The sequence below is a fragment of the Pseudomonas sp. efr-133-TYG-5 genome (assembly GCF_030209175.1).
GTDB lineage: Bacteria > Pseudomonadota > Gammaproteobacteria > Pseudomonadales > Pseudomonadaceae > Aquipseudomonas.
The window spans coordinates 139,188-161,641 of record NZ_JARVSM010000001.1 but is presented as its reverse complement, the minus strand read 5'-3'; the positions used below and the strand labels follow the sequence as shown (position 1 = coordinate 161,641).

The 22,454-nt window shown below is 62.3% G+C and carries 26 protein-coding genes; 14 read left to right on the top strand and 12 right to left on the bottom strand.

All coding sequences use genetic code 11. The features are described 5' to 3' along the window. Positions 1-22: 22 nt before the first annotated feature. From QRN70_RS00745 to QRN70_RS00730, 4 genes are all read right to left on the bottom strand, one after another. Positions 23-1,312 carry an MFS transporter gene (locus QRN70_RS00745; RefSeq protein WP_285415315.1) on the bottom strand — a complete coding sequence of 430 codons (1,290 nt, stop codon included), beginning with the start codon at positions 1,310-1,312 and terminating at the stop codon, positions 23-25. Between the two features lie 131 nt (positions 1,313-1,443). After that, positions 1,444-2,175, bottom strand: coding sequence for a GntR family transcriptional regulator (locus QRN70_RS00740; RefSeq protein ID WP_285415313.1), 732 nt, complete (start codon positions 2,173-2,175; stop codon positions 1,444-1,446). Between the two features lie 158 nt (positions 2,176-2,333). Beyond that, positions 2,334-2,759: a styrene oxide isomerase gene (locus QRN70_RS00735; RefSeq protein ID WP_285415311.1), complete on the bottom strand. Its 426-nt coding sequence runs from the start codon at positions 2,757-2,759 to the stop codon at positions 2,334-2,336. 165 nt (positions 2,760-2,924) lie between these two features. Further along, on the bottom strand, positions 2,925-3,359 hold the full coding sequence (locus tag QRN70_RS00730) for a VOC family protein (protein WP_285415309.1): 435 nt from the start codon (positions 3,357-3,359) through the stop codon (positions 2,925-2,927). Positions 3,360-3,676: 317 nt separating this feature from the next. Here QRN70_RS00730 and QRN70_RS00725 point away from each other — a divergent pair, with 317 nt between their 5' ends. Further along, positions 3,677-3,949, top strand: coding sequence for a hypothetical protein (locus tag QRN70_RS00725; RefSeq protein ID WP_285415307.1), 273 nt, complete (start codon positions 3,677-3,679; stop codon positions 3,947-3,949). Positions 3,950-4,008: 59 nt separating this feature from the next. Here QRN70_RS00725 and QRN70_RS00720 read toward each other — a convergent pair whose 3' ends face one another. Together QRN70_RS00720 and QRN70_RS00715 are read right to left on the bottom strand one after the other, a co-directional pair. Next, a complete protein-coding gene (locus QRN70_RS00720; RefSeq protein WP_285415305.1) occupies positions 4,009-4,428 on the bottom strand; it encodes a cupin domain-containing protein in 420 nt (139 codons plus the stop codon). A gap of 123 nt (positions 4,429-4,551) precedes the next feature. Then, positions 4,552-5,445 carry a transcriptional regulator GcvA gene (locus QRN70_RS00715; RefSeq protein WP_285415303.1) on the bottom strand — a complete coding sequence of 298 codons (894 nt, stop codon included), beginning with the start codon at positions 5,443-5,445 and terminating at the stop codon, positions 4,552-4,554. 109 nt (positions 5,446-5,554) lie between these two features. On the opposite strand from QRN70_RS00715, the gene gstA reads away from it, so the two are divergent. Beyond that, a complete protein-coding gene (gene gstA / locus QRN70_RS00710) occupies positions 5,555-6,166 on the top strand; it encodes a glutathione transferase GstA (RefSeq protein ID WP_285415301.1) in 612 nt (203 codons plus the stop codon). 1 nt (position 6,167) lies between these two features. Here gstA and QRN70_RS00705 read toward each other — a convergent pair whose 3' ends face one another. Continuing rightward, positions 6,168-6,917 (bottom strand): SDR family NAD(P)-dependent oxidoreductase, encoded by a 750-nt coding sequence (locus QRN70_RS00705; protein ID WP_285415299.1) that lies wholly within the window; start codon positions 6,915-6,917, stop codon positions 6,168-6,170. 166 nt (positions 6,918-7,083) lie between these two features. Here QRN70_RS00705 and QRN70_RS00700 point away from each other — a divergent pair, with 166 nt between their 5' ends. The 11 genes from QRN70_RS00700 (at position 7,084) to QRN70_RS00650 (ending at position 17,054) form a co-directional block, all read left to right on the top strand. Next, entirely contained in the window at positions 7,084-7,980 is an 897-nt protein-coding gene (locus QRN70_RS00700) for a LysR family transcriptional regulator (RefSeq protein ID WP_285415297.1), read from the top strand. Positions 7,981-8,111: 131 nt separating this feature from the next. Next, positions 8,112-8,972 carry a putative selenate ABC transporter substrate-binding protein gene (locus QRN70_RS00695; protein ID WP_285415295.1) on the top strand — a complete coding sequence of 287 codons (861 nt, stop codon included), beginning with the start codon at positions 8,112-8,114 and terminating at the stop codon, positions 8,970-8,972. Continuing rightward, positions 8,969-9,766 (top strand): phosphonate ABC transporter ATP-binding protein, encoded by a 798-nt coding sequence (locus tag QRN70_RS00690; protein ID WP_285415293.1) that lies wholly within the window; start codon positions 8,969-8,971, stop codon positions 9,764-9,766. Before QRN70_RS00695 ends, QRN70_RS00690 begins: the two co-directional genes overlap by 4 nt. Continuing rightward, positions 9,760-10,587, top strand: a complete 828-nt coding sequence (locus QRN70_RS00685; protein ID WP_285415291.1) for a PhnE/PtxC family ABC transporter permease — start codon at positions 9,760-9,762, stop codon at positions 10,585-10,587. Before QRN70_RS00690 ends, QRN70_RS00685 begins: the two co-directional genes overlap by 7 nt. Then, complete coding sequence (gene phnE, locus QRN70_RS00680; protein ID WP_285415289.1) at positions 10,584-11,351, top strand: phosphonate ABC transporter, permease protein PhnE; 768 nt, start codon at positions 10,584-10,586, stop codon at positions 11,349-11,351. The genes QRN70_RS00685 and phnE overlap by 4 nt, the downstream gene beginning before the upstream one ends. Before the next feature lie 278 nt (positions 11,352-11,629). Then, positions 11,630-12,481, top strand: coding sequence for an STAS domain-containing protein (locus QRN70_RS00675; protein WP_285415287.1), 852 nt, complete (start codon positions 11,630-11,632; stop codon positions 12,479-12,481). A gap of 4 nt (positions 12,482-12,485) precedes the next feature. Continuing rightward, positions 12,486-12,848, top strand: a complete 363-nt coding sequence (locus tag QRN70_RS00670; protein WP_285415285.1) for an STAS domain-containing protein — start codon at positions 12,486-12,488, stop codon at positions 12,846-12,848. Further along, the gene (locus QRN70_RS00665) at positions 12,845-13,249 is read left to right on the top strand and encodes an anti-sigma regulatory factor (RefSeq protein ID WP_003225570.1); all 405 of its coding nucleotides are present in this window, start codon (positions 12,845-12,847) and stop codon (positions 13,247-13,249) included. The genes QRN70_RS00670 and QRN70_RS00665 overlap by 4 nt, the downstream gene beginning before the upstream one ends. Next, a complete protein-coding gene (locus QRN70_RS00660; protein WP_285415283.1) occupies positions 13,246-14,256 on the top strand; it encodes an ATP-binding protein in 1,011 nt (336 codons plus the stop codon). Before QRN70_RS00665 ends, QRN70_RS00660 begins: the two co-directional genes overlap by 4 nt. Then, entirely contained in the window at positions 14,249-15,124 is an 876-nt protein-coding gene (locus QRN70_RS00655) for a sensor histidine kinase (protein WP_285415281.1), read from the top strand. The genes QRN70_RS00660 and QRN70_RS00655 overlap by 8 nt, the downstream gene beginning before the upstream one ends. Further along, positions 15,114-17,054, top strand: a complete 1,941-nt coding sequence (locus QRN70_RS00650) for a PAS domain-containing hybrid sensor histidine kinase/response regulator (RefSeq protein WP_285415279.1) — start codon at positions 15,114-15,116, stop codon at positions 17,052-17,054. Before QRN70_RS00655 ends, QRN70_RS00650 begins: the two co-directional genes overlap by 11 nt. Before the next feature lie 159 nt (positions 17,055-17,213). Here the strand turns inward: QRN70_RS00650 and QRN70_RS00645 are convergent, their stop codons facing one another. The 4 genes from QRN70_RS00645 to QRN70_RS00630 form a co-directional block, all read right to left on the bottom strand. Then, a complete protein-coding gene (locus QRN70_RS00645) occupies positions 17,214-19,073 on the bottom strand; it encodes an ABC transporter ATP-binding protein (protein ID WP_285415278.1) in 1,860 nt (619 codons plus the stop codon). Positions 19,074-19,218: 145 nt separating this feature from the next. Further along, complete coding sequence (locus QRN70_RS00640) at positions 19,219-19,512, bottom strand: hypothetical protein (protein WP_285415276.1); 294 nt, start codon at positions 19,510-19,512, stop codon at positions 19,219-19,221. Positions 19,513-19,515: 3 nt separating this feature from the next. Then, entirely contained in the window at positions 19,516-19,653 is a 138-nt protein-coding gene (locus tag QRN70_RS00635) for a hypothetical protein (protein WP_285415274.1), read from the bottom strand. Between the two features lie 152 nt (positions 19,654-19,805). Further along, on the bottom strand, positions 19,806-20,687 hold the full coding sequence (locus QRN70_RS00630) for a LysR family transcriptional regulator (protein WP_285415273.1): 882 nt from the start codon (positions 20,685-20,687) through the stop codon (positions 19,806-19,808). Positions 20,688-20,791: 104 nt separating this feature from the next. Between QRN70_RS00630 and QRN70_RS00625 the strand changes: the two genes are divergently transcribed. Then, on the top strand, positions 20,792-21,247 hold the full coding sequence (locus tag QRN70_RS00625) for a GFA family protein (RefSeq protein ID WP_285415271.1): 456 nt from the start codon (positions 20,792-20,794) through the stop codon (positions 21,245-21,247). 127 nt (positions 21,248-21,374) lie between these two features. Here the strand turns inward: QRN70_RS00625 and QRN70_RS00620 are convergent, their stop codons facing one another. Further along, positions 21,375-22,424, bottom strand: coding sequence for a hypothetical protein (locus QRN70_RS00620; RefSeq protein WP_285415269.1), 1,050 nt, complete (start codon positions 22,422-22,424; stop codon positions 21,375-21,377). Positions 22,425-22,454 lie beyond the last annotated feature (30 nt).

Below are 22,454 nucleotides of genomic sequence, written 5' to 3'. Positions count from 1 at the left end.
TCATCTTTCGAAGGTAAGGTCATCAGGCCCGCGCGCGCTCGTTCCCGCCCACCGCGGCGGGCGTCGAAGCCGGTGTGGCTTCGAGAACACGCCCACGGGTTTCCGGCAGACACAGTGCAGCGACCACGGCAACGCCATAGGCGATCCCGGCGTCGATGCCGATGGCCGAACCCAGTGACATGGAGTCGCTCATATGGCCGACCAGGAAAGGGAACACCGCCGAGAGCACGCGGCCGAAGTTGTAGCAGAAACCGACACCGGCGCCGCGCACGTCCGCCGGGTACAGCTCGTTGAACAGTGCGCCGAGACTCGCCGGAATACCCGCCGCGAAGAAACCCAGCGGGAAGCCGAGGAACAGCATCTGCGTATTGCTCAGCGGCAGGAACACATAGCACTGCACGGTGACGACGCAGCACAGGGCAAACAGTACGATGTTTTTGCGCCGGCCGATGCGGTCGATCAACAGGCCGCTGACGACACAACCACACCAGAAGGCGAAGATGATCACCGCCAGATAGCCGCCCGAGTTCAGCACCGACAGGTTGCGCTCGGTTTTCAGGAACGTCGGCAGCCAGGTCATCACGGCGTGGTAACCACCGTGCGCGCCCAGCCCCAGCAAGCCGCCGAACAGCGTCACGCGGATCAGCTCGGGGCGGAAGATGCCGGCCAGGGATTTGAAGAAGCTTTTCGGGATAACGTGGTCTTTCTGCAGGCGCTGGAAGCTGTCCGGCTCTTCAACATTGCGTCGCACCCAGATGATCAGGAAGGACGGCAGCAGACCAACGATGAACATCACGCGCCAGGCCATGTCTTGCGGAACGAAGGAATAAATCAGCGCAAACACGCCAACCGCCAGGCCCCAACCCACAGCCCAGGCGCTCTGCACCGTGCCCATCACCTTGCCACGGTATTTCGGATTGATGGTCTCAGCCATCAACACCGCGCCGGCTGCCCACTCCCCGCCAATGCCGAAGCCCTGCAGTGCCTTGACGATCAGCAGTTGATGAAACCCGCTGACAAACGCAGACAAAAAGGTGAAGAAGGAAAACCACACGATCATCCATTGCAGCGTGCGGACCCGGCCATAGCGGTCGGACAACGTCCCGCCGACCCAGCCGCCAATGGCCGAAGTGACCAGTGTGACACCGCTGATCAACCCGGCATCACCCTTGGTCAAGGCGAACGCGGCGATCAATGCCGGAATCGCCAGGCCAAACATCTGTACTTCCAGTGCGTCGAGGGACCAGCCACCAAAGCAGGCCCAAAACGTTTTGCGCTCGCGAGGAGTGACTTGGCGATACCAGCTGAACATGATTCTTATCCTTATAAGTCGAACGTAAGGCAGCCGAGAGCGAACCGCACCGCTACAGGGCCAGTTTTGGCAAGCCATCAGAAAACCGGCGGCGATCGGATCGCCACCAAACCGTGGTTAAGGCGGCTGGGTCAGCGAATTTCCACGCTGTAGCGGAAATGCTCCGCATGCCCGCGCGAGCGCCGCCATTCCAAAGGCGTACCGGCGTAGTCGCGCGCCAGTCGCTCGATCACCACCACCGGGCTATTGACCGGCACCTGCAGCAATCGCGCATGCACGTCATTCACCGATTCGGCCGTGAGCGTTTCTTGCGCATAGGCAACCACCTGGCCACAGACTTCTTCGTAGATCGGATACAGCAGCGGCCCCTTTTCCGCGAGATCGATATCCAGCAGCGCCTGGAAACGCTCGCGCGGCAGCCAGATTTCTTCGGCGAGCACCGGCGCGACGTCGAGCAGTCGCACGCGGACCATGCGGATGACCGGCGCTTCGGCAGGCAAGCCCAGCGCATGGGCGACTGCCGAGGGGGCATTCACAGGCTCGATCGAGAGGATGCGACTCTCCGGCACCTGGCGCTCGCCGGCAGCGGTTTGAAAGCGAAAGAAGCGAAACAGCGATGACTGGAATTGTGGCCGGCGGATGAACGTGCCACGGCCTTGTTGACGTTCGAGAATGCCCTCGCTGACCAGCGCATCCACCGCCTTGCGCACGGTGCCGGTGGACAATTGGTATTCGGCGCAAAGCGCAGCCTCGGTGGGAATGGCCTCGCCGGGACGCCAGCGATTGTTGGCGATCTGCTCGACGAGGTGATCGCGCAGACGTTGGTAGAGCGGCAGACGTTCGTCACTGGAGAGCGTATTCATCGACTTTATTCACATTGTTATCTAGTCATATATATGAATATGGTCGGCAGTATTTCCCCGCACGATGGAGCTGTCAAGGAGGGTTGCCCGAACGGGCTGACGAATGGCCACTGACAGCCAGGAAGGATCAGCCGTCGTTGACGCAGGCAGACTGACGTTCAAATATCAGGGTTTTCGCGCAACCCCCAGAGCATCAGCAGCGCGGCAACCAGGATGGCAACCCCGACGCTGACGAAGCCCAGCGTCACCAGACGCTCCTGCCAAGGCGCAGCAGCATGACCCGCGCCGGTCACCGGTGACATCGCCGAGGTCGCGAACAGCGCCGCCAGAAGGGTCACCGCCCAGTTCGCATAAGCACCGTACAGAGTGGCCCAGTAGGCAATTGCCTTGGTGCGCAAGGACAGTGGCACGTCCGCCCATATCGCGCCGATCACCAGCAGCAGGATGCCATTCATCACGCCTTCGAGATGCGCCGCGAGCCCCATCCGCGGGTTGCTGAATTGTTGCTCGAGCAGTCCCGTGCAGAGGCCGAGGAAGAACAGCAGCATGCCGTGCCAAAGCAAGTTGCGCCGGGTCTGGGACATCGCCACGAACCTCTCTGAATTCGCTGCAGGACAATCCTGCGACCTTCCCTTCAACTGTAGAGGGTTGTGCAAGGAGTGCTGCAGCCTGAGCCTTTGCCCCGGGCATCTGCCGATTGCCGGCGATATTCTGCGCGCAGTTTTGCCCGCGCCCACTGCTGCTTACGGCTAGCCGAGCTGCTCGGCCAGGCCGACGATGATGCCCTCGGGCCCGCGGATGTAGGCGAGTCGGTAGGCTTCCTGGTATTGCATGCGGCCGATCAGTTGTGCGCCGTACGCCTGCATCCGCGCCACCAGCGCATCGAGATCATCGACGGAAAACATGACGCGGCGCAGGCCGAGGGCGTTTACAGGCGTGTCTACAGGGCCGTACCTGACGGCATCGGGGCGTTGGAACTTGTCCAGTTCAACACCCTGCCCGTCTGGCGTGCGCAACATGGCCAGGGTGGCCTTGACGTCGCCCAGTCCAATCAGACTTCCGATGGCGGAGCCTTCCACCGTGGTCTGCCCCTCGAGTTCGAGGCCCAACTCAATGAAGAACGCCTTCACCGCTTCGAGATCGTCGACAACGATCAGCACGTTGTCCATTCGTTTTACGCTCATGTCCTGCTGCTCCGACCTTCAGAAAACTTGAGGAAAATCCGCCCTGGCCATCCGCTCCCGACCGCGGACATCGCGGCCGGCGAAGGCGTCGATGCCGACCAGGTCGTCGATATCGCTGGGAACAGCCTGCCTCGTTTACCGAGTCATGAACGCCCTGTGGGCCGGTTCGTAGATCAGACAGTGTAGAAGCTCAAGCGCAACCGTCGTGCCGGCAAATATCTCGCAACACTCTGAAATGGCCACTCGTCTCCCGCCAGGCACCTTTACCGCCAGCGTTCTTCCAACGCTGTACATCCCTCGCACGGAAGACTCAAACAATGAACAAGACATTTGCCTCCCTTACCCTCGCGAGCCTTCTGGCGGTCTGTTCGCTGTCGACCCTGGCCGCTGACAAATCATCCGCCGTCCCGCCTACCGCCATTCCGGGTGTCAATCAGGCCGGCACGGAAACCAAAGAGGAAAAAGCCGACAAGAAAGGTGAAGAAGCCTCCGGTGGCAACGCCGGCGCCGACGCCAGCGCGACGGAGAAGGATGACGCGACGTCCAGCGGCTCGGACAGCGACAAGAAAAAGCACCCGATCAACAATTAGATCGGCACAAAAAAAGGCCTGCCGCAGTGGCAGGCCTATGGCTATTTTGCACAGGGCAATTACGGCTTGAGGATCAACACAGGTTCACCCTTCTTGACGATGTACGTCGCCAGCTCCGAGCCCTTCTCCTGACCGACATTCTTGGCGATATGCGCCACGCCTTCAGGGATGAACAGCGAATCCCCGACCTTCAACGTGACCGGCGCGCGACCTTCGAGTTGATATTCGAACGTGCCACTGATGACGTAGGCCACTTCCACGCCGGGATGCGCGTGCCGTGGCGAGGTCACGCCCGGCTCGAAGTCGACGCGGGCCTGGATCACCTCGCGCTCCGCTGCACCGAGGTCCTGGCGCACCAGGTCGGTACGGCTGAGGCCTTGTTGCCAGTTTTTCGCGGCCGGTTGCGGTTCAGCCGCGTGAACGAGGCTGGTCATCGAAACGAGAACCGCCGCAGCGGTGAGGATCAGTTGGCGTCGCATGTGTTTGCCCTCTCGAAGTAGTGGTGTCTGAGGGCCTACTCTGAACCCGGCGTGTACAGCGGATGTGTCGGGCTGGCGCAGTTACTGAGCGGTTTTGTATCTGCCAGCGGCCTGGATACACGCTCATACAAACACTTGATCGGACAGCCAGTTCCTGAACGCGACGATTTTCTTCGAGTCAGCGCTTTCATGGGGCGTGACCAGATAAAACCCTGCATCGGCTTTCAGCCGCAGAGCAAACGGCGCCACCAGCCGGCCCGCACGGATATCGTCATCGACGTAGGTCGAGCGGCCGATGCACACGCCCTGCCCGTCGATGGCCGCTTGCACCGCCATCATCGCCAGATCGAAGGTCAGGCGCGGTGCCTTGGCCGACGGTTGCGACTGGCCTGCTGCGTCCAGCCAGATGCGCCAGTCATTGGCGGTCAGACCACTGACGTGCAACAGGGTGTGATTGCGCAGATCGGCAGGCGACTGCAAGGCGTGCGGTCCGCTGAGCAATCGCGGACTGCATACCGGAAAGATCTCGTCGGACATCAACCAGTCGGCGCGCAGCCCCGGCCAGTCGCCGTTGCCGTAGCGAATCGCGGCGTCGATGCCGCCCTGGCGAAAGTCCACCAGCTCGGTGCTGGCGCTGATGCGCACGTCGATATCCGCAAAGGCCTGACGGAACGACGGCAGGCGCGGCAACAGCCATTTCGACGCGAGCGAAACCAGCGTGCTGACGGTCAGGACGCTGTTGTTGCTCGATGCCTGCAGGCTTTCGGTGGCATTGCGCAACTCGAGGAACGCCAGGCGCACGCCGGGCCAGTACGCCTGCCCTTCCGCGCTCAACGCCAAGCCATCTTTCAGACGCAGGAACAGACGCACACCCAGTTCCTCCTCCAGTCGGCGGATCTGGTGACTGACGGCGGTCTGGGTGACGTTCAGCTCTTCGGCTGCCTTGGTGAAACTCATGTGCCTGGCGGCACTTTCAAAGGCACGCAAGCCATTGAGCGAGGGTAAGCGGGTCAGCATGCGGCCTCTTTTGCACATGAGATTTTGTCATACGCTAGCACTGCAGATGTCCTTTGCGAAGGACCACGGCGGCGATGGATCCTGACAGCCCCTCGTGAAAGGAAATCCCATGAAACTGTATTTCGCACCGATGACCTGCTCGCTGTCACCGCACATCGTGCTGCGTGAACTGGCGCTGCCGTTCGAACTGATCCGGGTCGACAACCAGAGCAAACGCACCGCCGACGGCAAGGACTTTCGCCAGATCAACCCCAAGGGTTATGTCGCCGCGTTGCAACTGGACAATGGCCAGGTACTGACGGAAGGGCCGGCGATTGTGCAGTACCTAGCCGATCAGGTGCCCGGCCACACGCTGGCGCCGGCCAACGGCAGCTGGCAGCGCACGCGCCTGCAAGAGCAGTTGAACTTCATCAGTTCGGAGATTCATGGCGGCAGCGCGCCGCTGTTCAATCGCGACATCGATCCGGCGACCCGGGCGCTGTTCCAGCACAAGCTGAGCCAGCGCCTGGACTACCTGAATCGCCTCCTCGCCACCCAGCCGTATCTGCTGGAGCACTTCAGCGTGGCGGATGCCTACCTGTTCACGGTGTTGCAGTGGCTGCCGCAGTTCGACATCGAGATCAGCGACTGGCCGGCCCTGGCCGCCTATACAGCCAGGATCGCCGAGCGGCCGAGCGTGCAGGCGGCACTGGCTGCGGAGCAAGCCGCGCCGCCAGTCTGACTCAGATCTGCGCCGTACCACCGTCGACGAACAGCTCGATGCCGTTGACGAAGCTGCTGTCGTCGGAGGCCAGGAACAGTGCGGCCTTGGCAATCTCACTCGGCTCGCCCAGACGCCCCATCGGCACCACGGAGGCAAGGTGATCGAGCAGGCCCTGGGCGTGTTCGGCAGGCACCAGTTCGACCAGGCCCGGCGTGCGCACCGGCCCAGGGCTGATGGCGTTGACGCGGATGCGCCGTGGCTTGAGGTCGAGCAGCCATGAGCGGGCGAAGTTGCGCACGGCGGCCTTGCTGGCGCTGTAGACACTGAAGTTTTCCGTACCCTGCACCGAGGTGGTCGAGGACGTCAGCAGGATCGAACCGCCGTCACGCAACAGGGGCAAGGCCTTCTGCACGGTGAACAACAAGCCCTTCACGTTGGCGCCGAAGATGCGGTCGAACTGTTCTTCGGTGATCGCCCCCAGCGGCAGCATGTCGCCACCGCCGGCGTTGGCGAACACGATGTCCAGATGCCCGGCCTTCGCGGCGATCTCGGCATAGATGCGGTCGAGATCGTCGAGGCTGGCCACGTCGCCCTGAATACCGATGGCACGTGGGCCGATGGCGGCGACGGCTTTATCCAGTTCGGCCTGACGGCGGCCAGTGATGAACACCGTGGCGCCCTGGGCCACGAACTCCTGCGCCGACGCCAGGCCGATACCGGTGGTGCCGCCAGTGATCAGGGCGATTTTGCCTTCAAGTCTGTTGCTCATGATGAATCTCCAGTAACCGTGTTGAGGAAGGTGACGGCGGGTTGGGTGAGCCGTTGGAAGCGACTCTATGCCTGAAGATTGATCTGAAAAATCCGCAAAATAGGTTTTGTTTGTGCATACACATGCACAATACTCAACCTCTGATTACCGCCGTGAGTACAGCCTCATGAATCAATTACTGGCGATTCGCGTGTTTGCCCGTGTCGTGGAGAGCGGCTCGTTCACCAAGGCAGCCGACTCGTTGAACCTGCCGAAGACCACCGTCAGCAAACTGATCGGGCAACTGGAGGGCCACCTCGGTGTGCGTTTGCTGCAGCGCACCACTCGGCGTCTGACGGTGACCGCGGACGGCGCCTCTTACTATCAGTTGACCCATCAACTGCTCAATCAACTGGACGACATCGATCAGGGTTTCAGTCAGGCTCAGGGCCTGCCTCGGGGCAAGATCAAAGTCGACATCGGCGGTTCCACCGCGACGTTGCTGGTGATTCCGCACCTGCCGCAGTTCTTTGCGCGCTATCCGGATATCAAGATTGACCTGGGCGTCAGCGACCGCCCGGTGGACTTGATCAGTGAACGCGTCGACTGCGTGATCCGTGGCGGCCCGCTGACCGAGCAAAGCCTGGCTGTACGGCGCCTGGGTGAAGTGTCGTGGACCACCTGCGCCGCGCCGCAATACCTCGCGCGATTCGGCACCCCCACGCACCCGGAGGAGTTGAGCCAGCATCAACTGGTCACCTACCACTCTGCCTCCACCGGGCGCATCATGCCCGCGCATTTCCAGCGTGGTGGCGAACGCCATCAGATTGAAGGCAAGGGTTTGATCAGCGTCAATGAGAGCAACGCCCATCTCGCCGCCGGACTGGCCGGCCTGGGGATCATCCATACCTTCAGTTACACCGTCAGGGCAGCCATCGCACGCGGTGAATTGGTGCCGATCCTCACCGACTGGCGTCCGCCCGCGTACCCGTTCCATGTGCTCTATCCGCCCAACCGCCATCTGAGCAATCGCGTACGCGTGTTCATTGACTGGCTGGTCGAGCGTTTTGCCCAGATTGACTGACCCGCATGGCGCTCTGGCCTTTGCCGCCGTGAGTACGTATAACTGCGCCGATTCGTCTACCCTGACGTTGCGCCCCGCCCCGATTCGACCCGCGGCGCATCGATCCTGACGCTCATGAAACGGAGAATTCTATGCTCAAGCGTACCCTGGCACTGACCGCAGGCCTGGCCCTGTCCTGTAGCGCGCTGTTCGCGCAAGCGGCGGACGTATTGAAGGTCAGCGCGATTCCCGACGAGGCTCCCACCGAGTTGCTGCGCAAGTTCGAACCGCTGGGCGCCTACCTCGAGCAGCAATTGGGCATGAAGGTGCAGTTCGTGCCGGTGGCCGACTACCCGGCGGTGGTCGAGGCGCTGGCCACCGATCGGCTCGACATGGCCTGGCTCGGCGGTTTCACCTTCGTTCAGGCGCAGCTGAAAACCAGGGACAAGACCCCGGTGATCCCGCTGGTGCAGCGTGAACAGGACGCGCAGTTCACCAGCAAATTCATCACTGCCGACCCGAATGTGAAAAGCCTCGCCGACCTCAAGGGCAAGACCTTCGCCTTCGGTTCCGTATCGTCCACTTCGGGCAGCCTGATGCCGCGCTATTTCATGCAGAAGGACGGCATCAAGCCGGAAACCTATTTCAGCCGCGTCGGTTACTCCGGCGCCCACGACGCCACCGTCGCCTGGGTCCAGGCCGGCAAGGTCGATGCGGGCGTGCTCAACGCCAGCGTCTGGCAGAAACTGGTGGACGCCGGCAAGGTCGACACCAACAAGGTCAAGGTCTTCGCCACGACGCCGGCGTACTTCGATTACAACTGGACCGTGCGCGGCACCCTCGACCCGGCGCTGGCGGCGAAAATCAAAAAAGCCTTCCTCGCCCTCGACCCGGCCAACCCGGAGCAGAAGAAGATTCTTGATCTGCAGGCAGCCAGCCGCTTCATCGAAACCAACCCGGACAACTACAAGGGCATCGAGGAAGCCGCCCGCGCTGCCGAATTGCTGAAATGACGCTACGCCTCAAGCACGCCAGCCTGCGCCACGCCAACGGGGTCGAAGCCCTGCGCGCGGTGGATCTGCAGATCGCTGTCGGCGAGCACGTGGCGATCATCGGCCCATCGGGGGCCGGCAAGTCGAGTCTGCTCAATCTGCTGGCCACCGCCATTCGGCCGAGCAGCGGTGAAGTCGAGGTGCTGGGCGAGCGCGCCTGGCACTTGTCCGCCCGCCAGAGACAACGCTTGCGCGCGCGAATCGGCCTGGTGCATCAGGCACCGCCACTGCCGCCGCGCCAGCGCGTAGTGACGGCCGTGCTGGCCGGCAAACTCGGCCAATGGGGCCTGGGCAAAAGCCTGCTCAATCTGCTGCACCCGCTCGACGTGCCGGGTGCGCGTGCAGCCTTGGCGCGGCTGGACCTGGGCGACAAACTGTTCGCCCAGTGTCAGCAACTGTCCGGCGGCCAATTGCAGCGGGTCGGCATTGCCCGAGTGTTGTACCAGGCGCCGCAAGTGTTGCTGGCCGATGAGCCGGTCTCGGCAATGGACCCGGTCCTGGCCGGGCATACCTTGTCGGTGCTGGCGCGCCACGCCCGCGAACATCAGGTCACCCTGGTGGCCAGCCTGCACGCGGTGGACCTGGCGCTGTCGCACTTCCCGCGCATCATTGGCCTGCGTGACGGCCAGATCCTGTTTGACTGCCCTGCCGAACAGGTCAGCCAGGACATGCTCGACGCCCTCTATGCCAACGAACAATTGCAATCCCCGGCGCCGACCGTGGCGCCCCTGATCGTGCAGATTCCTCGATGCTGAACGCCGCGTCACGCGATCCCGCCGCCGGGCCGCGCCTGTTGTTGAGCCTGTTGGCGATTGCCTTGCTGTGGCCGGGCCTGCATCTCAGCGAGCTGGACATTGGTGTGCTGTTGCGCGCCGACAACCAGAGCGAGATGGGCCGTTTCGTGTCCACTTTCTGGCCGCCGGCGCACGACGAGGCGTTTGTGCAACTGCTGCTCAAGGCCACCCTGCAGACTTTGGCCATCGCTACCGCCGGCATGGCGTTGGCGCTGCTGCTGGCAGTGCCGGCCGGGCTGCTCGCCAGTCGTGCACTGTCGCTGTCCGCCGCCTCACGCGGGGGCCGTCCGGGACCTTGGGGCATGCTGCTGCGCTGGCCGGTACGCGGGCTGCTGATCTTCTTGCGCAGCGTGCCGGAAATCGTCTGGGCACTGTTGTTCGTGCGCGCAGTTGGCCTGGGCCCGGCCGCCGGTGTGCTGGCCATCGCGATCACCTACAGCGGCATGCTCGGCAAGGTCTACGCGGAGATTTTCGAATCCACCGACCAACGTCCGGCGCATGCCCTGTTGCAGGCCGGTAGCGGGCGCCTGGCGAGTTTTGTCTACGGCATCCTGCCCAACGTCGCCTCGGAACTGGTCTCGTACACGGTGTACCGCTGGGAATGCGCGATCCGTGCGTCGGTGGTGATGGGTTTTGTCGGTGCGGGCGGGCTCGGGCAGCAGATCGACCTGTCGATCCGCATGTTTGCCGGTGGCGAAGTCGCCAGCATGTTGCTGACCTTCCTGCTGCTGGTGCTCGGCGCCGATCAACTCAGCCGCCTGCTGCGCTGGAGGCTGACATGAAGCGCCTGATCAACCTGCTGCTGGTTGCCGGCATCGTCCTGGCGGTGCTCGCCTCGTTCGCCTACCTCGGGCTCGATCTTGCAGAGCTGGGCAGCGCCACCAGCCTGCAACAGATGGGCGCCTACGTGCAGCGCTTTCTCAGCCCGGACCTGAGCGCCGGTTACTTGCAGGCAGTGTGGCGCGGCTCGCTGGAAACCCTGGCGATGTCTGCTGTCGGCACGTTACTGGCGGCGCTGCTGGGTATCGTCCTCGCGCTGCCTGCCGCCGGGCGCTTCGGCTGGCCGCTGCAAAGTGCCGCGCGCCTGCTGCTCAACGCCTTGCGAGCGATTCCGGAACTGGTCTGGGCGGCGCTGATGGTCCTCGCCGCCGGTCTCGGCCCGAACGCCGGGACCCTTGCCCTCGCCCTGCACACCACCGGGGTGCTTGGCCGCCTGTTCGCCGAAGCCCTGGAAAACACCCCGCCGCAACCCGCCGAAGCCATTCGCCTGCAAGGCGGCAATCCGGTTACCGCATTCTGCTACGGCACCCTGCCCAACCTCGCCCCGCAACTACTCGCCTATTGCCTGTACCGCTGGGAAAACAACATCCGCATGGCCAGCGTGCTCGGCTTCGTCGGCGCTGGTGGATTGGGGCAGATGCTTTACGTGAGTCTGAGCCTGTTCCAGGAAGCGCAGGCGAGTACGGTGATTGTGGCGATGCTGGTGCTGGTGCTGGGCGTCGATTCGTTGAGTGCATGGAGTCGGCAGCGCTGGATCAAGGCCTAGGTTCTGGCCGCCGGGGCTGGTGCCTGAGTCTGCGGTTGCTCGGGCATCAAATACGCGTTTTGCCAAGCCGCTGTCGGCCAAAAGCGATCCGTGATTCAGCGCGCAATTTACGGCTACAGGTCGTGCACAGGCGGCGTCCAGAGAAATCACAAGCATTGATGGCTCAGGCGCTGTAAATTCAGCGAATCTCAGCAAACTATTTCCGATGGCCAGGGTCATTCTATTCGCGCCGGTCGCAGTCGTTTACCGGCTCCCCATACGTATGGAGCAACAAGCACATGGCAGCACTGCAAAACACCACCCTCGATGCGATCAAGAACAGCCAGGCACAACTACAAGGCGAATGGATCAAAGGACTGGAAGCCACCGGCGCCACCCGCAACCTCAAAGATCATGACCTGCAACAGCAGGCCAGCGAATTCCTGCAACTGGTGATCAGCGGCCTGCAGGACGACAACGGCACCAACATCAACGCACCTGGCTGGGAATCGACTCGCCAGTTCCTCGAGAAACTCTCCCACAGCCGCGCCCAGCTCGGTCAGGACTCGCATCAGACTGCCAGTTTCATCTTCGCGCTCAAGGGCCCGCTGTTCGCCCTTCTGCAAAATCACTACCGCGAACAGCCAGCGCTGCTTGCCGAACAACTCTGGGAAATCTCCGAGCTGTTCGACGCCTTCGGCATGCACACCATCCGGGTCTTCCAGAAGTCCCGCGAAGCGGTGATCAAGCGTCAGCAGGAAGAACTGCTGGAACTGTCCACTCCGGTGGTCAAGCTGTGGGATGGCGTGCTGGCGCTGCCGATGATCGGCACCCTCGATTCGCAACGCACCCAGGTAGTCATGGAATCGTTGCTGCAACGCATCGTCGATACCGGCTCGGAAATCGCCATCATCGACATCACTGGCGTGCCGACCGTCGACACCCTCGTCGCTCAGCACCTGCTGAAAACCGTGACCGCGATTCGCCTGATGGGCGCCGACTGCATCATCAGCGGCGTGCGTCCGCAGATCGCCCAGACCATCGTCCACCTGGGTCTCGACCTGCAGGGTGTGGTAACCAAGGCCAACCTGGCCGATGCGCTGAAACTCGCCCTCACCCGCCTGGGCATCAGCCTCGGCCAAGCGGTCTGAGCCGATGGAACGTATCCCGATTCTCCAAATGGGCAAGTTCCTGCTGGTCACCATTCAGGTCGACATGCATGACCAGCTCGCCCTCACGTTGCAGGACGACTTGTCCGAGCGCATCAGCAAGACCTCGGCGCGTGGCGTGCTGATCGACATCTCGGCGCTGGACATGGTCGACTCGTTCATTGGCCGGATGATCAGCACGATTTCCGCCCTGTCGAAAATCATGGACGCCGAAACCATGCTGGTCGGCATGCAGCCGGCAGTGGCGATCACTCTGGTCGAACTCGGCCTGACGCTGCCGGGTGTCAGCACCGCACTGAACGTCGAGCGCGGGATGAAACTGCTGCAGGAACGAGTAAACCGGCAATGACCGTACGCAGCAGCGGTACTCAACCCATCCATATCGAGCAGGATGTCGTGCTCGCACGCCAGACCGCCCGCAAACTGGCCACCGAATGCGGGATGCGCCTTATCGACCTGACCAAAATGGTCACGGCGGTCAGCGAACTGGCCCGCAACACCATGGTGTACGGTGGTGGCGGCGACATGGACTGGCAAATTCTAGATGAAGATCACAAGGTCGGTCTGCGCTTGACGTTCCGCGACGAAGGCCCCGGTATTGCCGATATCAAACTGGCGATGACCGACGGCTGGACCTCCGGCAGCGGTATGGGCCTGGGCCTGACCGGGGCAAAACGCCTGGTCGAGGAGTTCGAACTGGACACCGAGCCGGGCAAGGGCACGCGAATAACGATCACCCGATGGACATGAATATCACTGGGTCGCTGACCCAGGTGCTGTTGCTCGAAGACAGCAGCCAGATCGGCCATGCGCGGCGCACGGCGCAACGGCTCGCCGAGCAACATGGTTTTGATGAGACCGATGCCGGGCGAGTAGCGCTGGTCGCCACCGAACTGGCCAGCAACGTACTCAAGCACGCCAGTCGCGGCGAGTTTCACCTGCGCCTGTTGCCGCGCCCCGGCGGCTTCGGCATCGAGATGCTCGCGGTGGATCGCGCCCAGGGCTTTGATCTGCACGCTTGCCTGACCGATGGATTCTCCACCGGCGGCACCCAGGGCATCGGCCTCGGCGCAGTGGAGCGACAGACCGACGTATTCGATGTATACGCCGACTCGCGTGGCTCGGTGTTGTTGGCGCGCCTGTATCCGCGCGGCGACCGGCAACCGGACCGCCGCTATGGCGTCAGCCAGCACTCGTTGCACAACGATCCGGCGTGCGGCGACAGCTGGCACTTGGCGTACAACGACGCCAACGTCAGCGCACTGGTGATCGACGGCCTCGGCCACGGTGAGGACGCCGAACGCGCGGCCAAGGCCGGCGAGCGGGTGTTCGCGCAGGCCCCGTTCGCCAGTCCGGTGCTGCTGATGGAGGATATGCACCGCGAAATGATCGGCAGCCGTGGCGGCGCCGCAGCGTTCGCCCAGTTCAATGCTGCCCGCGACGGCCTGACGTTTACCGGTGTCGGCAATATTGGTGCCTGCCTGATCGGCGCCGACAAGTCGCGCGGCCTGGCCTCGCACCCGGGCATCGTCGGTGGCCAATACCGGAAAGCCCAGCCCTTTGACTATGCTCACGTGAACGGACATCTATTGATCATGTACAGCGACGGTTTGCAGTCCCGTTGGAATCTTCAAGACTACCCCGGCCTGGTGCACCGCCACCCCGCCGTGATAGCCAGCGTCCTGCACCGTGACTTCTGTCGCGGCCGTGACGATGTAACGGTGCTGGTCGTTGCCCTGGAGGCCACCCATGGCTGAGTCGCCCCCTCTGAACGCTGCCGAGCAGGCTGCGCTGATCGCCCGATTGCAGAGCGAGAGCGCTGCCCTGCGCGAGGAACTCGACGAAACCAATCAGGGCGTGTTGGCGCTGTACGCCGAACTCGACACCCAGGCCGAACAACTGCGCCAGGCGTCGGACCTGAAAAGCCGCTTTCTTTCGTACATGAGCCATGAGTTTCGCACCCCGCTGGGGTCGATCCTGAGTATCAACAGCCTGCTCGCCGACGAACTCGATGGCCCGCTCAGCCCCGAACAGCACAAGCAAGTGGCGTTCGTCAGCAGTGCCGCCCGCGAACTCAGCGACATGGTCGATGATTTGCTCGACCTGGCGAAGATCGAGGCCGGGCGGATCAGTATTTCCCCGGCGTGGTTCGACATGTTCGACCTGTTCTCGGCCCTGCGCGGGATGTTCCGGCCGATCGTCGATGCGTCGGCGGTGGACCTGATCTTCGAAGAACCGGTCGGCCTGCCACGCCTGTACACCGACGACAAGAAACTCGCGCAGATCCTGCGCAACTTCATTTCCAATTCGCTGAAGTTCACCACCCGCGGTGAAGTCCGGGTCTCGGCACGCCTCGAAGGCGTGGACCAGGTGCGTTTCGCCGTCAGCGATACCGGGATCGGTATCGCGCCGGAGCTGCATGGGGCCTTGTTCGAGGACTTCTCCCAGATCGACTCGCCGCTGCAGAAACGCCTGCGCGGTACCGGCCTTGGCTTGTCACTGTGCAAGCGCTTCGCCGCCCTGCTTGGCGGTGAAGTCGGAATGGACAGCACACCCGGCGTCGGCTCGACCTTTTTCGTGATCATTCCACTGGCGCTCGCCCAGGAGAACGTCGATGAAACGTGACATGCGTCTGTTGATCGTCGACGACAATGTCGCCACGCGCTACGCCTTGCGCCGGCGCCTGGAGCGCCACAGCTATGAAATCCTCGAGGCGGGCACCGGCACCGAGGGCCTGGCGCTGATCGAGGGCGAGCCAATCGATGCACTGATACTCGACGTCAACCTGCCGGACATGAGCGGCTTCGACGTCGTGCGCACCCTGCGCGCCGATCCGCGCACCGCATTGCTGCCGGTGATCCACGTGTCTGCTGCCTCGATCCAGAGCGGCGACATCATCACCGGCCTCGATGCCGGGGCCGACGCCTACCTGATTCACCCGGTGGACCCAGATGTGCTGCTGGCGACCCTGCGTACCCTGCTGCGGGTGCGCGACACGGAAAACGCGCTGCGGGAAAGCGAGGCACGGTTTCGCGAGATTTTCATCAACGTCTCGGCGCCGCTTGCAGTGCTCGATGCCAACCTGAAAGTGCATGAGTGCAACCATGCCTTCACGCAGATGATCCAGGACAACCGCGACCTGGAAAGCCTCAGTGAGTGTTTCGCCGAAGACCAGGGCGCGATCCTGGATGAGCTGCGCCTGCGACTGGTCGATGGCGAGCGCTGGAAAGGCACGCTGAACATGCGGGTGAACGGCGAGATCCGCGAAACCCAATGGCAGATCTCGCCGTACCGCACGCCGCAGTTGAGCCTGGTGTTTGTCGAGGATGTGACCGAACATCGCCACCGCGAGCGCTCGCACCTGGCGCAGCTGGACGACACCACCACGCAACTGGCACGGGAAGTCGCCGAACGGGCACGCGCCGAATCCCAGCTGCTGCAAGTGCAGAAGATGGACGCACTGGGCAAGCTCACCGGCGGCATCGCCCATGACTTCAACAACCTGCTGACCGGCATCATCACCAGCCTCGAACTGATCCAGAAACGCACGGCCGATGCCCGTCCGGACAAGGTACAGCTTTACGCGGACGCGGCGCTGAACTCGGCGCGCAGTGCCGCGGCGCTCACCCATCGCCTGCTCGCCTTCGCCCGCCAGCAGCCGCTCGACACGCGGCCGGTGGATATCAACGAGCATGTGCGCTCGCTCGAAGAGCTGTTGATGCGCACCATCGGCGAGCGCATCACCCTGCGACTGGAACTGACCAGCAAACCGGCGATTGCGCTGGTCGATCCGGTGCAGCTGGAAAGCGCCGTGCTCAATCTGGTGATCAATGCCCGCGATGCGCTGCCCCAGGGCGGCAATATCTGGGTCAACACCTACGCGGCCTATTCTCACGGCGATCCGAATCTGGTCGATGGCGCCTATGTCGCACTGTCGGTGCGCGACGATGGCACCGGGATCGAGCACAGTGTCATCAACAAGGTCTTCGATCCGTTCTTCACCACCAAGCCACTGGGCCAGGGCACCGGGCTGGGGCTGTCGACGATCTATGGTTTTGCCCGTCAGTCTGGAGGGGATGCGCACATACGCAGCGTGGCAAGGAGCGGCACCGAGGTGACGATCATGCTGCCGGCGACCAGCGACTCGGCGCGGGTCGAGACTGCGCCTCCCGTCGTCGATCCGCAGGGTGCCGGCGAGCACGTGCTGATTGTCGAGGACATGCCGTCAGTGCGCATGTTCGTCACCGAAGTACTGGAAGACGCCGGTTATCGCTGCACCCAGGCGGCGGATATCGAAACAGCGCTGGATCACTTGCAGAATGACCTGTCGATCAATCTCCTGCTGACCGACGTCGGTCTGCCCCGCATGAGCGGCCGCGAGCTGGCGGATGTGGCGCGCGGCTGGCGTGACGCACTGCCGATCCTGTTCATGACCGGCTACGCCGAAACCGCACTCAACCGGCAGGTCTTTCTCGGCACCGGCATGGACATGCTGGTCAAGCCGTTCCAGATCAGCGAACTGCTGGAGAAGGTCCGCCACACCCTGGACTTGTAGCCAAAGGCTCGTAAGCGTTGCTGCTGAGACACTTCGAGCAAAATGTGACGTGAATAAGCACTTCCGGCCCTCGGCAGTCGCCCACGGTCGACGCCCAAGGGCCAGAAGCCGCCACGGCCACAGACTGAAGACAGGCTGCCCTGCCCTCGCCCCGTCCCGTCACTCTTGATCCAGTACCTCCATCACACCCTTGTCCTCTCCCAGAAACCCGCCGCTCTGATGCTGCCACAGCCGTGCATAGACGCCGTTCTTGGCCAGCAGCTCGGTGTGCGTGCCCTGTTCGATGATGCGTCCGTCGTCCATGACGATGAGGCGGTCCATCGCGGCAATCGTCGACAGCCGGTGGGCGATGGCGATCACGGTCTTGCCTTGCATCATTTCATCGAGGCTCTCCTGAATCGCCACTTCGACTTCCGAGTCGAGCGCACTGGTGGCCTCGTCGAGCAGCAGGATCGGCGCGTTCTTGAGCATGACCCGGGCAATCGCCACGCGTTGGCGCTGGCCGCCCGACAGTTTGATCCCGCGCTCCCCGACCAGGGTGTCGTAACCGGTGTGGCCCTGGCGGTCACTCAACTGGCTGATGAACTCGTCGGCCTGCGCATTGACCGCGGCGCGGCGGACTTGTGCATCGGTCGCATCGGGACGGCCGTAGGCAATGTTGTCGCGAATCGAGCGATGCAGCAGCGAGGTGTCCTGGGTGACCATGCCGATGGCGGCACGCAAGCTGTCTTGCGTCACGTGGGCGATGTTCTGGCCGTCGATGCGAATCTCGCCGCTGTCGACGTCATAAAAGCGCAGCAACAGGTTGATCAGCGTTGACTTGCCCGCCCCGGAGCGGCCGACCAGGCCGATTTTTTCCCCGGCGCGGATGTTCAGGCTGAGGCCATCGAGCACCTGGCGCTCGCCGTTGTAGTTGAAACGCACCTTGTCGAACGTGACCGCGCCGCCGCGGGGCACCAGCACGCCAGCATCCGGCGCGTCCTGCACCTTGGCGCCCTGGGTCAGCGTCGCCATGCCATCCTGCACGGTGCCGATGCTTTCGAACAACGACGTCATTTGCCACATGATCCAGTTCGACATGCCGTTGATCCGCAACGCCATGGCCGTGATCGCCGCCACGGCACCGGCACCGACATCCCCCTGGTGCCATAGCCACAACGCATAGCCACCGGCCGACATGATCAACGCCACCACCAGGGCCTGGTTGACGATCTCGAACTGACTGACCAGACGCATCTGGCGAAAACCGGTCTGCTTGAAATCCTCCATCGCCGCGCGGGCAAAGTGCGCTTCCCGATTGGAGTGGGAGAACAGCTTCACCGTGGTGATGTTGGTGTAGGCGTCGGAGATCCGCCCGGTCATCATCGAACGGGCATTGGCCTGCTCCTGCCCGACTTTGCCCAGACGCGGCACGAAGTACCACATGGCCAGGCCGAACAGCACGACCCAGGCCAGGAACGGCAGCATGAGTTTCAGGGCAAAACCGCCGGCCAGGGCGATGATCGCAATGAAGTACACGCCGATCCCGGGGACGATCTCGATCAGGGTGAACAGCACGTCGCGCACGGCCAGCGCCGTCTGCATCACCTTGGTGGTGACCCGGCCGGAAAACTCATCGGAGAAAAACGAAAGGCTCTGGCGCAGCATCAACCGATGAAAATCCCAGCGCAGCCGCAACGGCAGATTGATCGCCAGGATCTGGTGCTGGACCATGGTGCGCAGCGCCACCAGGCCGACACTGCACACCATGACAATGCCCATGCCCCACAGCACGCGGCTCTCCTGCGCGGCCGCTTCGCCGCCGGCCTGCCAGGTCGAAAGCAGATCAACCACCTGACCAAGGAAAGAAAACAGCCAGGCTTCATAAATCGACACCCCGGCCCCCAAGAGCGCCAGCGCCAGAATGTAACCGCGAGCGCCACGGGTGCAGGCCCACAAGAAACGCGCCAGGCCGTTGGGGGGTGGTGGGACCTCGTCGGGAGGAAAAGGGTCGAGTCTTCGTTCAAACGCACGAAGCATGGTGTTCTCCAAAACGATCAGTAGCGCAGATTCTGCCATCGAACGGCGGCCAGAAGGTCTTTGTGAAAAAGTGTGTGCACATCGGGGTGGCTACTGGTCGCAGGCAGAACCGCATGTGTGCGTCGAGCGGCGCAAGCCGTTGCGCTCAGGATTGAGCTGTCTGCGCGCTGCGCCCGGCTCTTTTGCGCAGCAGATTGATCACCAGCAAGACGCCAGCGGCAATGCCTTGCGTACCGCACATCAGCCAGATGAGCCAAAGGTGAAACATGATCCAGGCGCTGAGGCCCCACACCACCGTCAAGATCACCCCGAGCCACAGCAAAAGCAGGTGCCGCACAAGCGGAATATCCTCGAGCGCGTCGGCAAAAATGCTCCAGCAGGCCCATTGCGAAAACAGCAACAGCACCAGCCACAGCCCAAACCAATGCCAGTGCGCCAAGGACTACGAGGTCAGCAGGCCGATCGGCAGCGCCAAGACACACCAGACAGCAAAAGCGAACGTCATACTTGCCGGCACCGCATAGGCTGGCAACGCGATGGCTATCTGCAGCAACTTGAGGGTTTGCAATCGAGTGAGCAAGACACGCACTCCTGGCGGGTCGACATTGGCCAACTCCGATGGCCGGTGCAGTGACTATAGATCAGGGCAATCGGCCTGGGGATCGCCGCGATACATGGCCTATGCTGCGCTCGCAGCGCAGTGCAACCACCTCGCCGCCGTCGAATGCGGCGTTAGTCCAGATACAAGGTCAACGCCTCGGCCAAAGCTTCGAACGCTTTGGCGATTCGCCTGACTTTGCGCAGGTCGTTGTGCATGGCAATCCATACATCAACATCGAAGCCAAAGCTGTCAGCCAGGACCGGGATCAGTCCGTAGGTCGCCGCGACGGTGGCCGGGCATAAACCAAACCCAAGGCCGTGCCTCAGCGCAGCCAGTTGAGCAAGATGATCGTCGGTGGCGATAGAGAATGTCTGGTCGGGCTCGCACAGCCCCACTTCGACCAGACGCCGCAGATCGGCGCTGCGTCGATCCGGCCCGATCATCGGCGCGCGTCGCAAGGCCTCCAGACTTGCAGGTTCGCCATAACGCTCAAGGCATTGAGCACTGGCGTACAGGCCCACTCGCAACGCGCCAGTACGGCGCACGAGCACTTCGGCCTCTCTTGGACGAACGAGGCGGACAGCGATGTCCGATTCCTGTCGAGCGATGTCTTCCAGCGAATCGGTGATGCTGATTTGCAACTTCAATGCCGGGTGCTGGTAATGGAAATCGCGCATCAACCCTGGCAATACCTCAACACCCAGGAAGGCGCTGCTGGTGAGTCTGACCGTGCCGCGCGACACGTCCGTTTCTGCGCTTGCCATACGATTGAACGCATCGGCAGCCAAGGCCATGGACTCGACGTGCTGAACTAGCCCACGTGCTGTTTCAGTCGGCACGAGACCGGTAGAAGTCCGGGTGAACAGCTTCAAACCTAGGCCTGCTTCAAGGCTGTCGAGACGTCGGCGAGCCGTGGCCTGCGCAATTCCCAGCAATTTCGCTGCGCCCGATAGGCTGCCGCTGCGCAATACGGCCAGAAATACCCGCTGGCTTTCCCATTCGAGGCCGCTCATCTGTTTCGTACCACCGGTTGCTCCGTTTATTGTCTTCAGGTGGACGAGAAGAGCATGGATGATGCGCCTCTCATTCGTAGTGCAGCAGTATAAGGAGCAACACCATGGGATTCACCGGACAATGCCGTTGCGGACAGGTCCATCTTCAATTGCAGTGCGATGCGCCTGGGCCGTTGTACGCCTGCCATTGCCTGAACTGTCAGCGCTGGAGCGGCAGTGCCTTCGCCTTGCACATGCTCTGCCCCGCCGAGGCCATCACGGTGTCGGGGAGCATGCTCACGTATAGCCACGCAACGGACGGGCGTACGTCGACCCAGTACGCCTGCGGTACATGCTTCACCCGATTGTTCAACGAGACCGACGCGGCGCCAGGCATGCGAGTGTTGCGCGCCAGCGTACTCCACGGCGCAGATCGTTTACCGCCCCTGGCGCACATCTGGGTCAAGCGTAAACAGCCCTGGATTACGCTGCCCGAGACTGTCCCGCAGTGGCCGGAAAGCCCCACGCCCGAAGACTTCGCCATCGCCATCAGCCAACAGCTGCGCACGACGTCACTTTAAGCTCGGTGGTCAGTCGTCACATTCTGAATAGTGATCCATCTAAGTGCCGACAGCCGTCCATCCCCTGTCCACAATGGATCAGTGTGAGGGAAGCTGTCGGCAGTGGATTGCAGCTCGGGGGTAATACTCAAAACATAAAGGTAGGTATGACTGGAATGAACGACAGCCGGAAATTCCAGCGGCTGCTGATCAGGTCATCGGGATGAATCGCCGAATACTGAATTTCCCCGGAAATCCGCACCGGCAACTTGCCGAAATTGAAGATTCGCCCAGCGCCGATACCGATGGGAAATGTGACTTTGTTGCCGCCCTCGGCCTTCCAGTTGACAGTGATATTGGGGGTCATGCCGATGCGCCATTGTTCTGGCCCCGGGATGGCGCGCTGAATGAAGTACTGCACATTGGTCAGGCTGACATCCTTGCGCTTGCTGTCACCGCCAACTGACCACCAGTGCTGCGGGAACACGCCGAGGGTCCAGTCCGGGCCGAGATACGCGGCGACGAACGCCGGGCCCAGCGAATATTTTCCAGTGCCAAGCACGTCTTCTTCGGCAGTGGGAAACATCGCGGTCGGGCCGAAACCCCAGACCATTTTGCCACCCCCGGCAAAGCGAATCGGTTCCTTAGGCGAGAACACACCGACGTAGGCCAGGTCGCCAAGACCGCTGGTGCGATCGAACGGATCCTGCACAACCGAGGCGAAGTCGCCGCGATCATGTAGCAACTCGTTGGGGCCCATACCGATCAGGTTACCGGCCCTGTGGTTAACCGGGGCACTGACATAGCTGATGGGCAAGCGGTTGATCAGGTTCCAGTCCTCGCCAAGAGAGATCGGAAAGGTCGGCATGAAACTGTATTTGCCGAGCATCCGTGTACCGTTGCTGTGCGGACCTTTGAGGGCGGTGTAGTCGTACTGGTTGAACAGCAGGACCAGGTTGCCCACCGGGTTGTCCATCAGTTTGGATATCTGTTCGGTGGACGGCTCGCAGCCGGCCTTGACCACCTCTTTCAGGTCAATGTCGAAGTCCTGTTGCAGCTGATGGCATTTTTCCGGATCAACCTCAGCCGTTCCTGCGGAATGGCTGCTCAATTGCGGCAGAGGGCTGGCGGCACTGGCCAGACCGCTGAGTACCGCACCGCAGAGTGTCAAGCTTGACCGAATCCTTGTTGATTGCATCGATTTGCACTCCACTTCACCCGGCGGACT

Excerpts from the sequence above, each read along its gene's own strand:
- QRN70_RS00745 (WP_285415315.1), bottom strand. The coding sequence starts at position 1,312 with ATGTTCAGCTGGTATCGCCAAGTCACTCCTCGCGAGCGCAAAACGTTT.
- QRN70_RS00740 (WP_285415313.1), bottom strand. The coding sequence starts at position 2,175 with ATGAATACGCTCTCCAGTGACGAACGTCTGCCGCTCTACCAACGTCTG.
- QRN70_RS00735 (WP_285415311.1), bottom strand. The coding sequence starts at position 2,759 with ATGTCCCAGACCCGGCGCAACTTGCTTTGGCACGGCATGCTGCTGTTC.
- QRN70_RS00730 (WP_285415309.1), bottom strand. The coding sequence starts at position 3,359 with ATGAGCGTAAAACGAATGGACAACGTGCTGATCGTTGTCGACGATCTC.
- QRN70_RS00725 (WP_285415307.1), top strand. The coding sequence starts at position 3,677 with ATGAACAAGACATTTGCCTCCCTTACCCTCGCGAGCCTTCTGGCGGTC.
- QRN70_RS00720 (WP_285415305.1), bottom strand. The coding sequence starts at position 4,428 with ATGCGACGCCAACTGATCCTCACCGCTGCGGCGGTTCTCGTTTCGATG.
- QRN70_RS00715 (WP_285415303.1), bottom strand. The coding sequence starts at position 5,445 with ATGCTGACCCGCTTACCCTCGCTCAATGGCTTGCGTGCCTTTGAAAGT.
- gstA (WP_285415301.1), top strand. The coding sequence starts at position 5,555 with ATGAAACTGTATTTCGCACCGATGACCTGCTCGCTGTCACCGCACATC.
- QRN70_RS00705 (WP_285415299.1), bottom strand. The coding sequence starts at position 6,917 with ATGAGCAACAGACTTGAAGGCAAAATCGCCCTGATCACTGGCGGCACC.
- QRN70_RS00700 (WP_285415297.1), top strand. The coding sequence starts at position 7,084 with ATGAATCAATTACTGGCGATTCGCGTGTTTGCCCGTGTCGTGGAGAGC.
- QRN70_RS00695 (WP_285415295.1), top strand. The coding sequence starts at position 8,112 with ATGCTCAAGCGTACCCTGGCACTGACCGCAGGCCTGGCCCTGTCCTGT.
- QRN70_RS00690 (WP_285415293.1), top strand. The coding sequence starts at position 8,969 with ATGACGCTACGCCTCAAGCACGCCAGCCTGCGCCACGCCAACGGGGTC.
- QRN70_RS00685 (WP_285415291.1), top strand. The coding sequence starts at position 9,760 with ATGCTGAACGCCGCGTCACGCGATCCCGCCGCCGGGCCGCGCCTGTTG.
- phnE (WP_285415289.1), top strand. The coding sequence starts at position 10,584 with ATGAAGCGCCTGATCAACCTGCTGCTGGTTGCCGGCATCGTCCTGGCG.
- QRN70_RS00675 (WP_285415287.1), top strand. The coding sequence starts at position 11,630 with ATGGCAGCACTGCAAAACACCACCCTCGATGCGATCAAGAACAGCCAG.
- QRN70_RS00670 (WP_285415285.1), top strand. The coding sequence starts at position 12,486 with ATGGAACGTATCCCGATTCTCCAAATGGGCAAGTTCCTGCTGGTCACC.
- QRN70_RS00665 (WP_003225570.1), top strand. The coding sequence starts at position 12,845 with ATGACCGTACGCAGCAGCGGTACTCAACCCATCCATATCGAGCAGGAT.
- QRN70_RS00660 (WP_285415283.1), top strand. The coding sequence starts at position 13,246 with ATGAATATCACTGGGTCGCTGACCCAGGTGCTGTTGCTCGAAGACAGC.
- QRN70_RS00655 (WP_285415281.1), top strand. The coding sequence starts at position 14,249 with ATGGCTGAGTCGCCCCCTCTGAACGCTGCCGAGCAGGCTGCGCTGATC.
- QRN70_RS00650 (WP_285415279.1), top strand. The coding sequence starts at position 15,114 with ATGAAACGTGACATGCGTCTGTTGATCGTCGACGACAATGTCGCCACG.
- QRN70_RS00645 (WP_285415278.1), bottom strand. The coding sequence starts at position 19,073 with ATGCTTCGTGCGTTTGAACGAAGACTCGACCCTTTTCCTCCCGACGAG.
- QRN70_RS00630 (WP_285415273.1), bottom strand. The coding sequence starts at position 20,687 with ATGAGCGGCCTCGAATGGGAAAGCCAGCGGGTATTTCTGGCCGTATTG.
- QRN70_RS00625 (WP_285415271.1), top strand. The coding sequence starts at position 20,792 with ATGGGATTCACCGGACAATGCCGTTGCGGACAGGTCCATCTTCAATTG.
- QRN70_RS00620 (WP_285415269.1), bottom strand. The coding sequence starts at position 22,424 with ATGCAATCAACAAGGATTCGGTCAAGCTTGACACTCTGCGGTGCGGTA.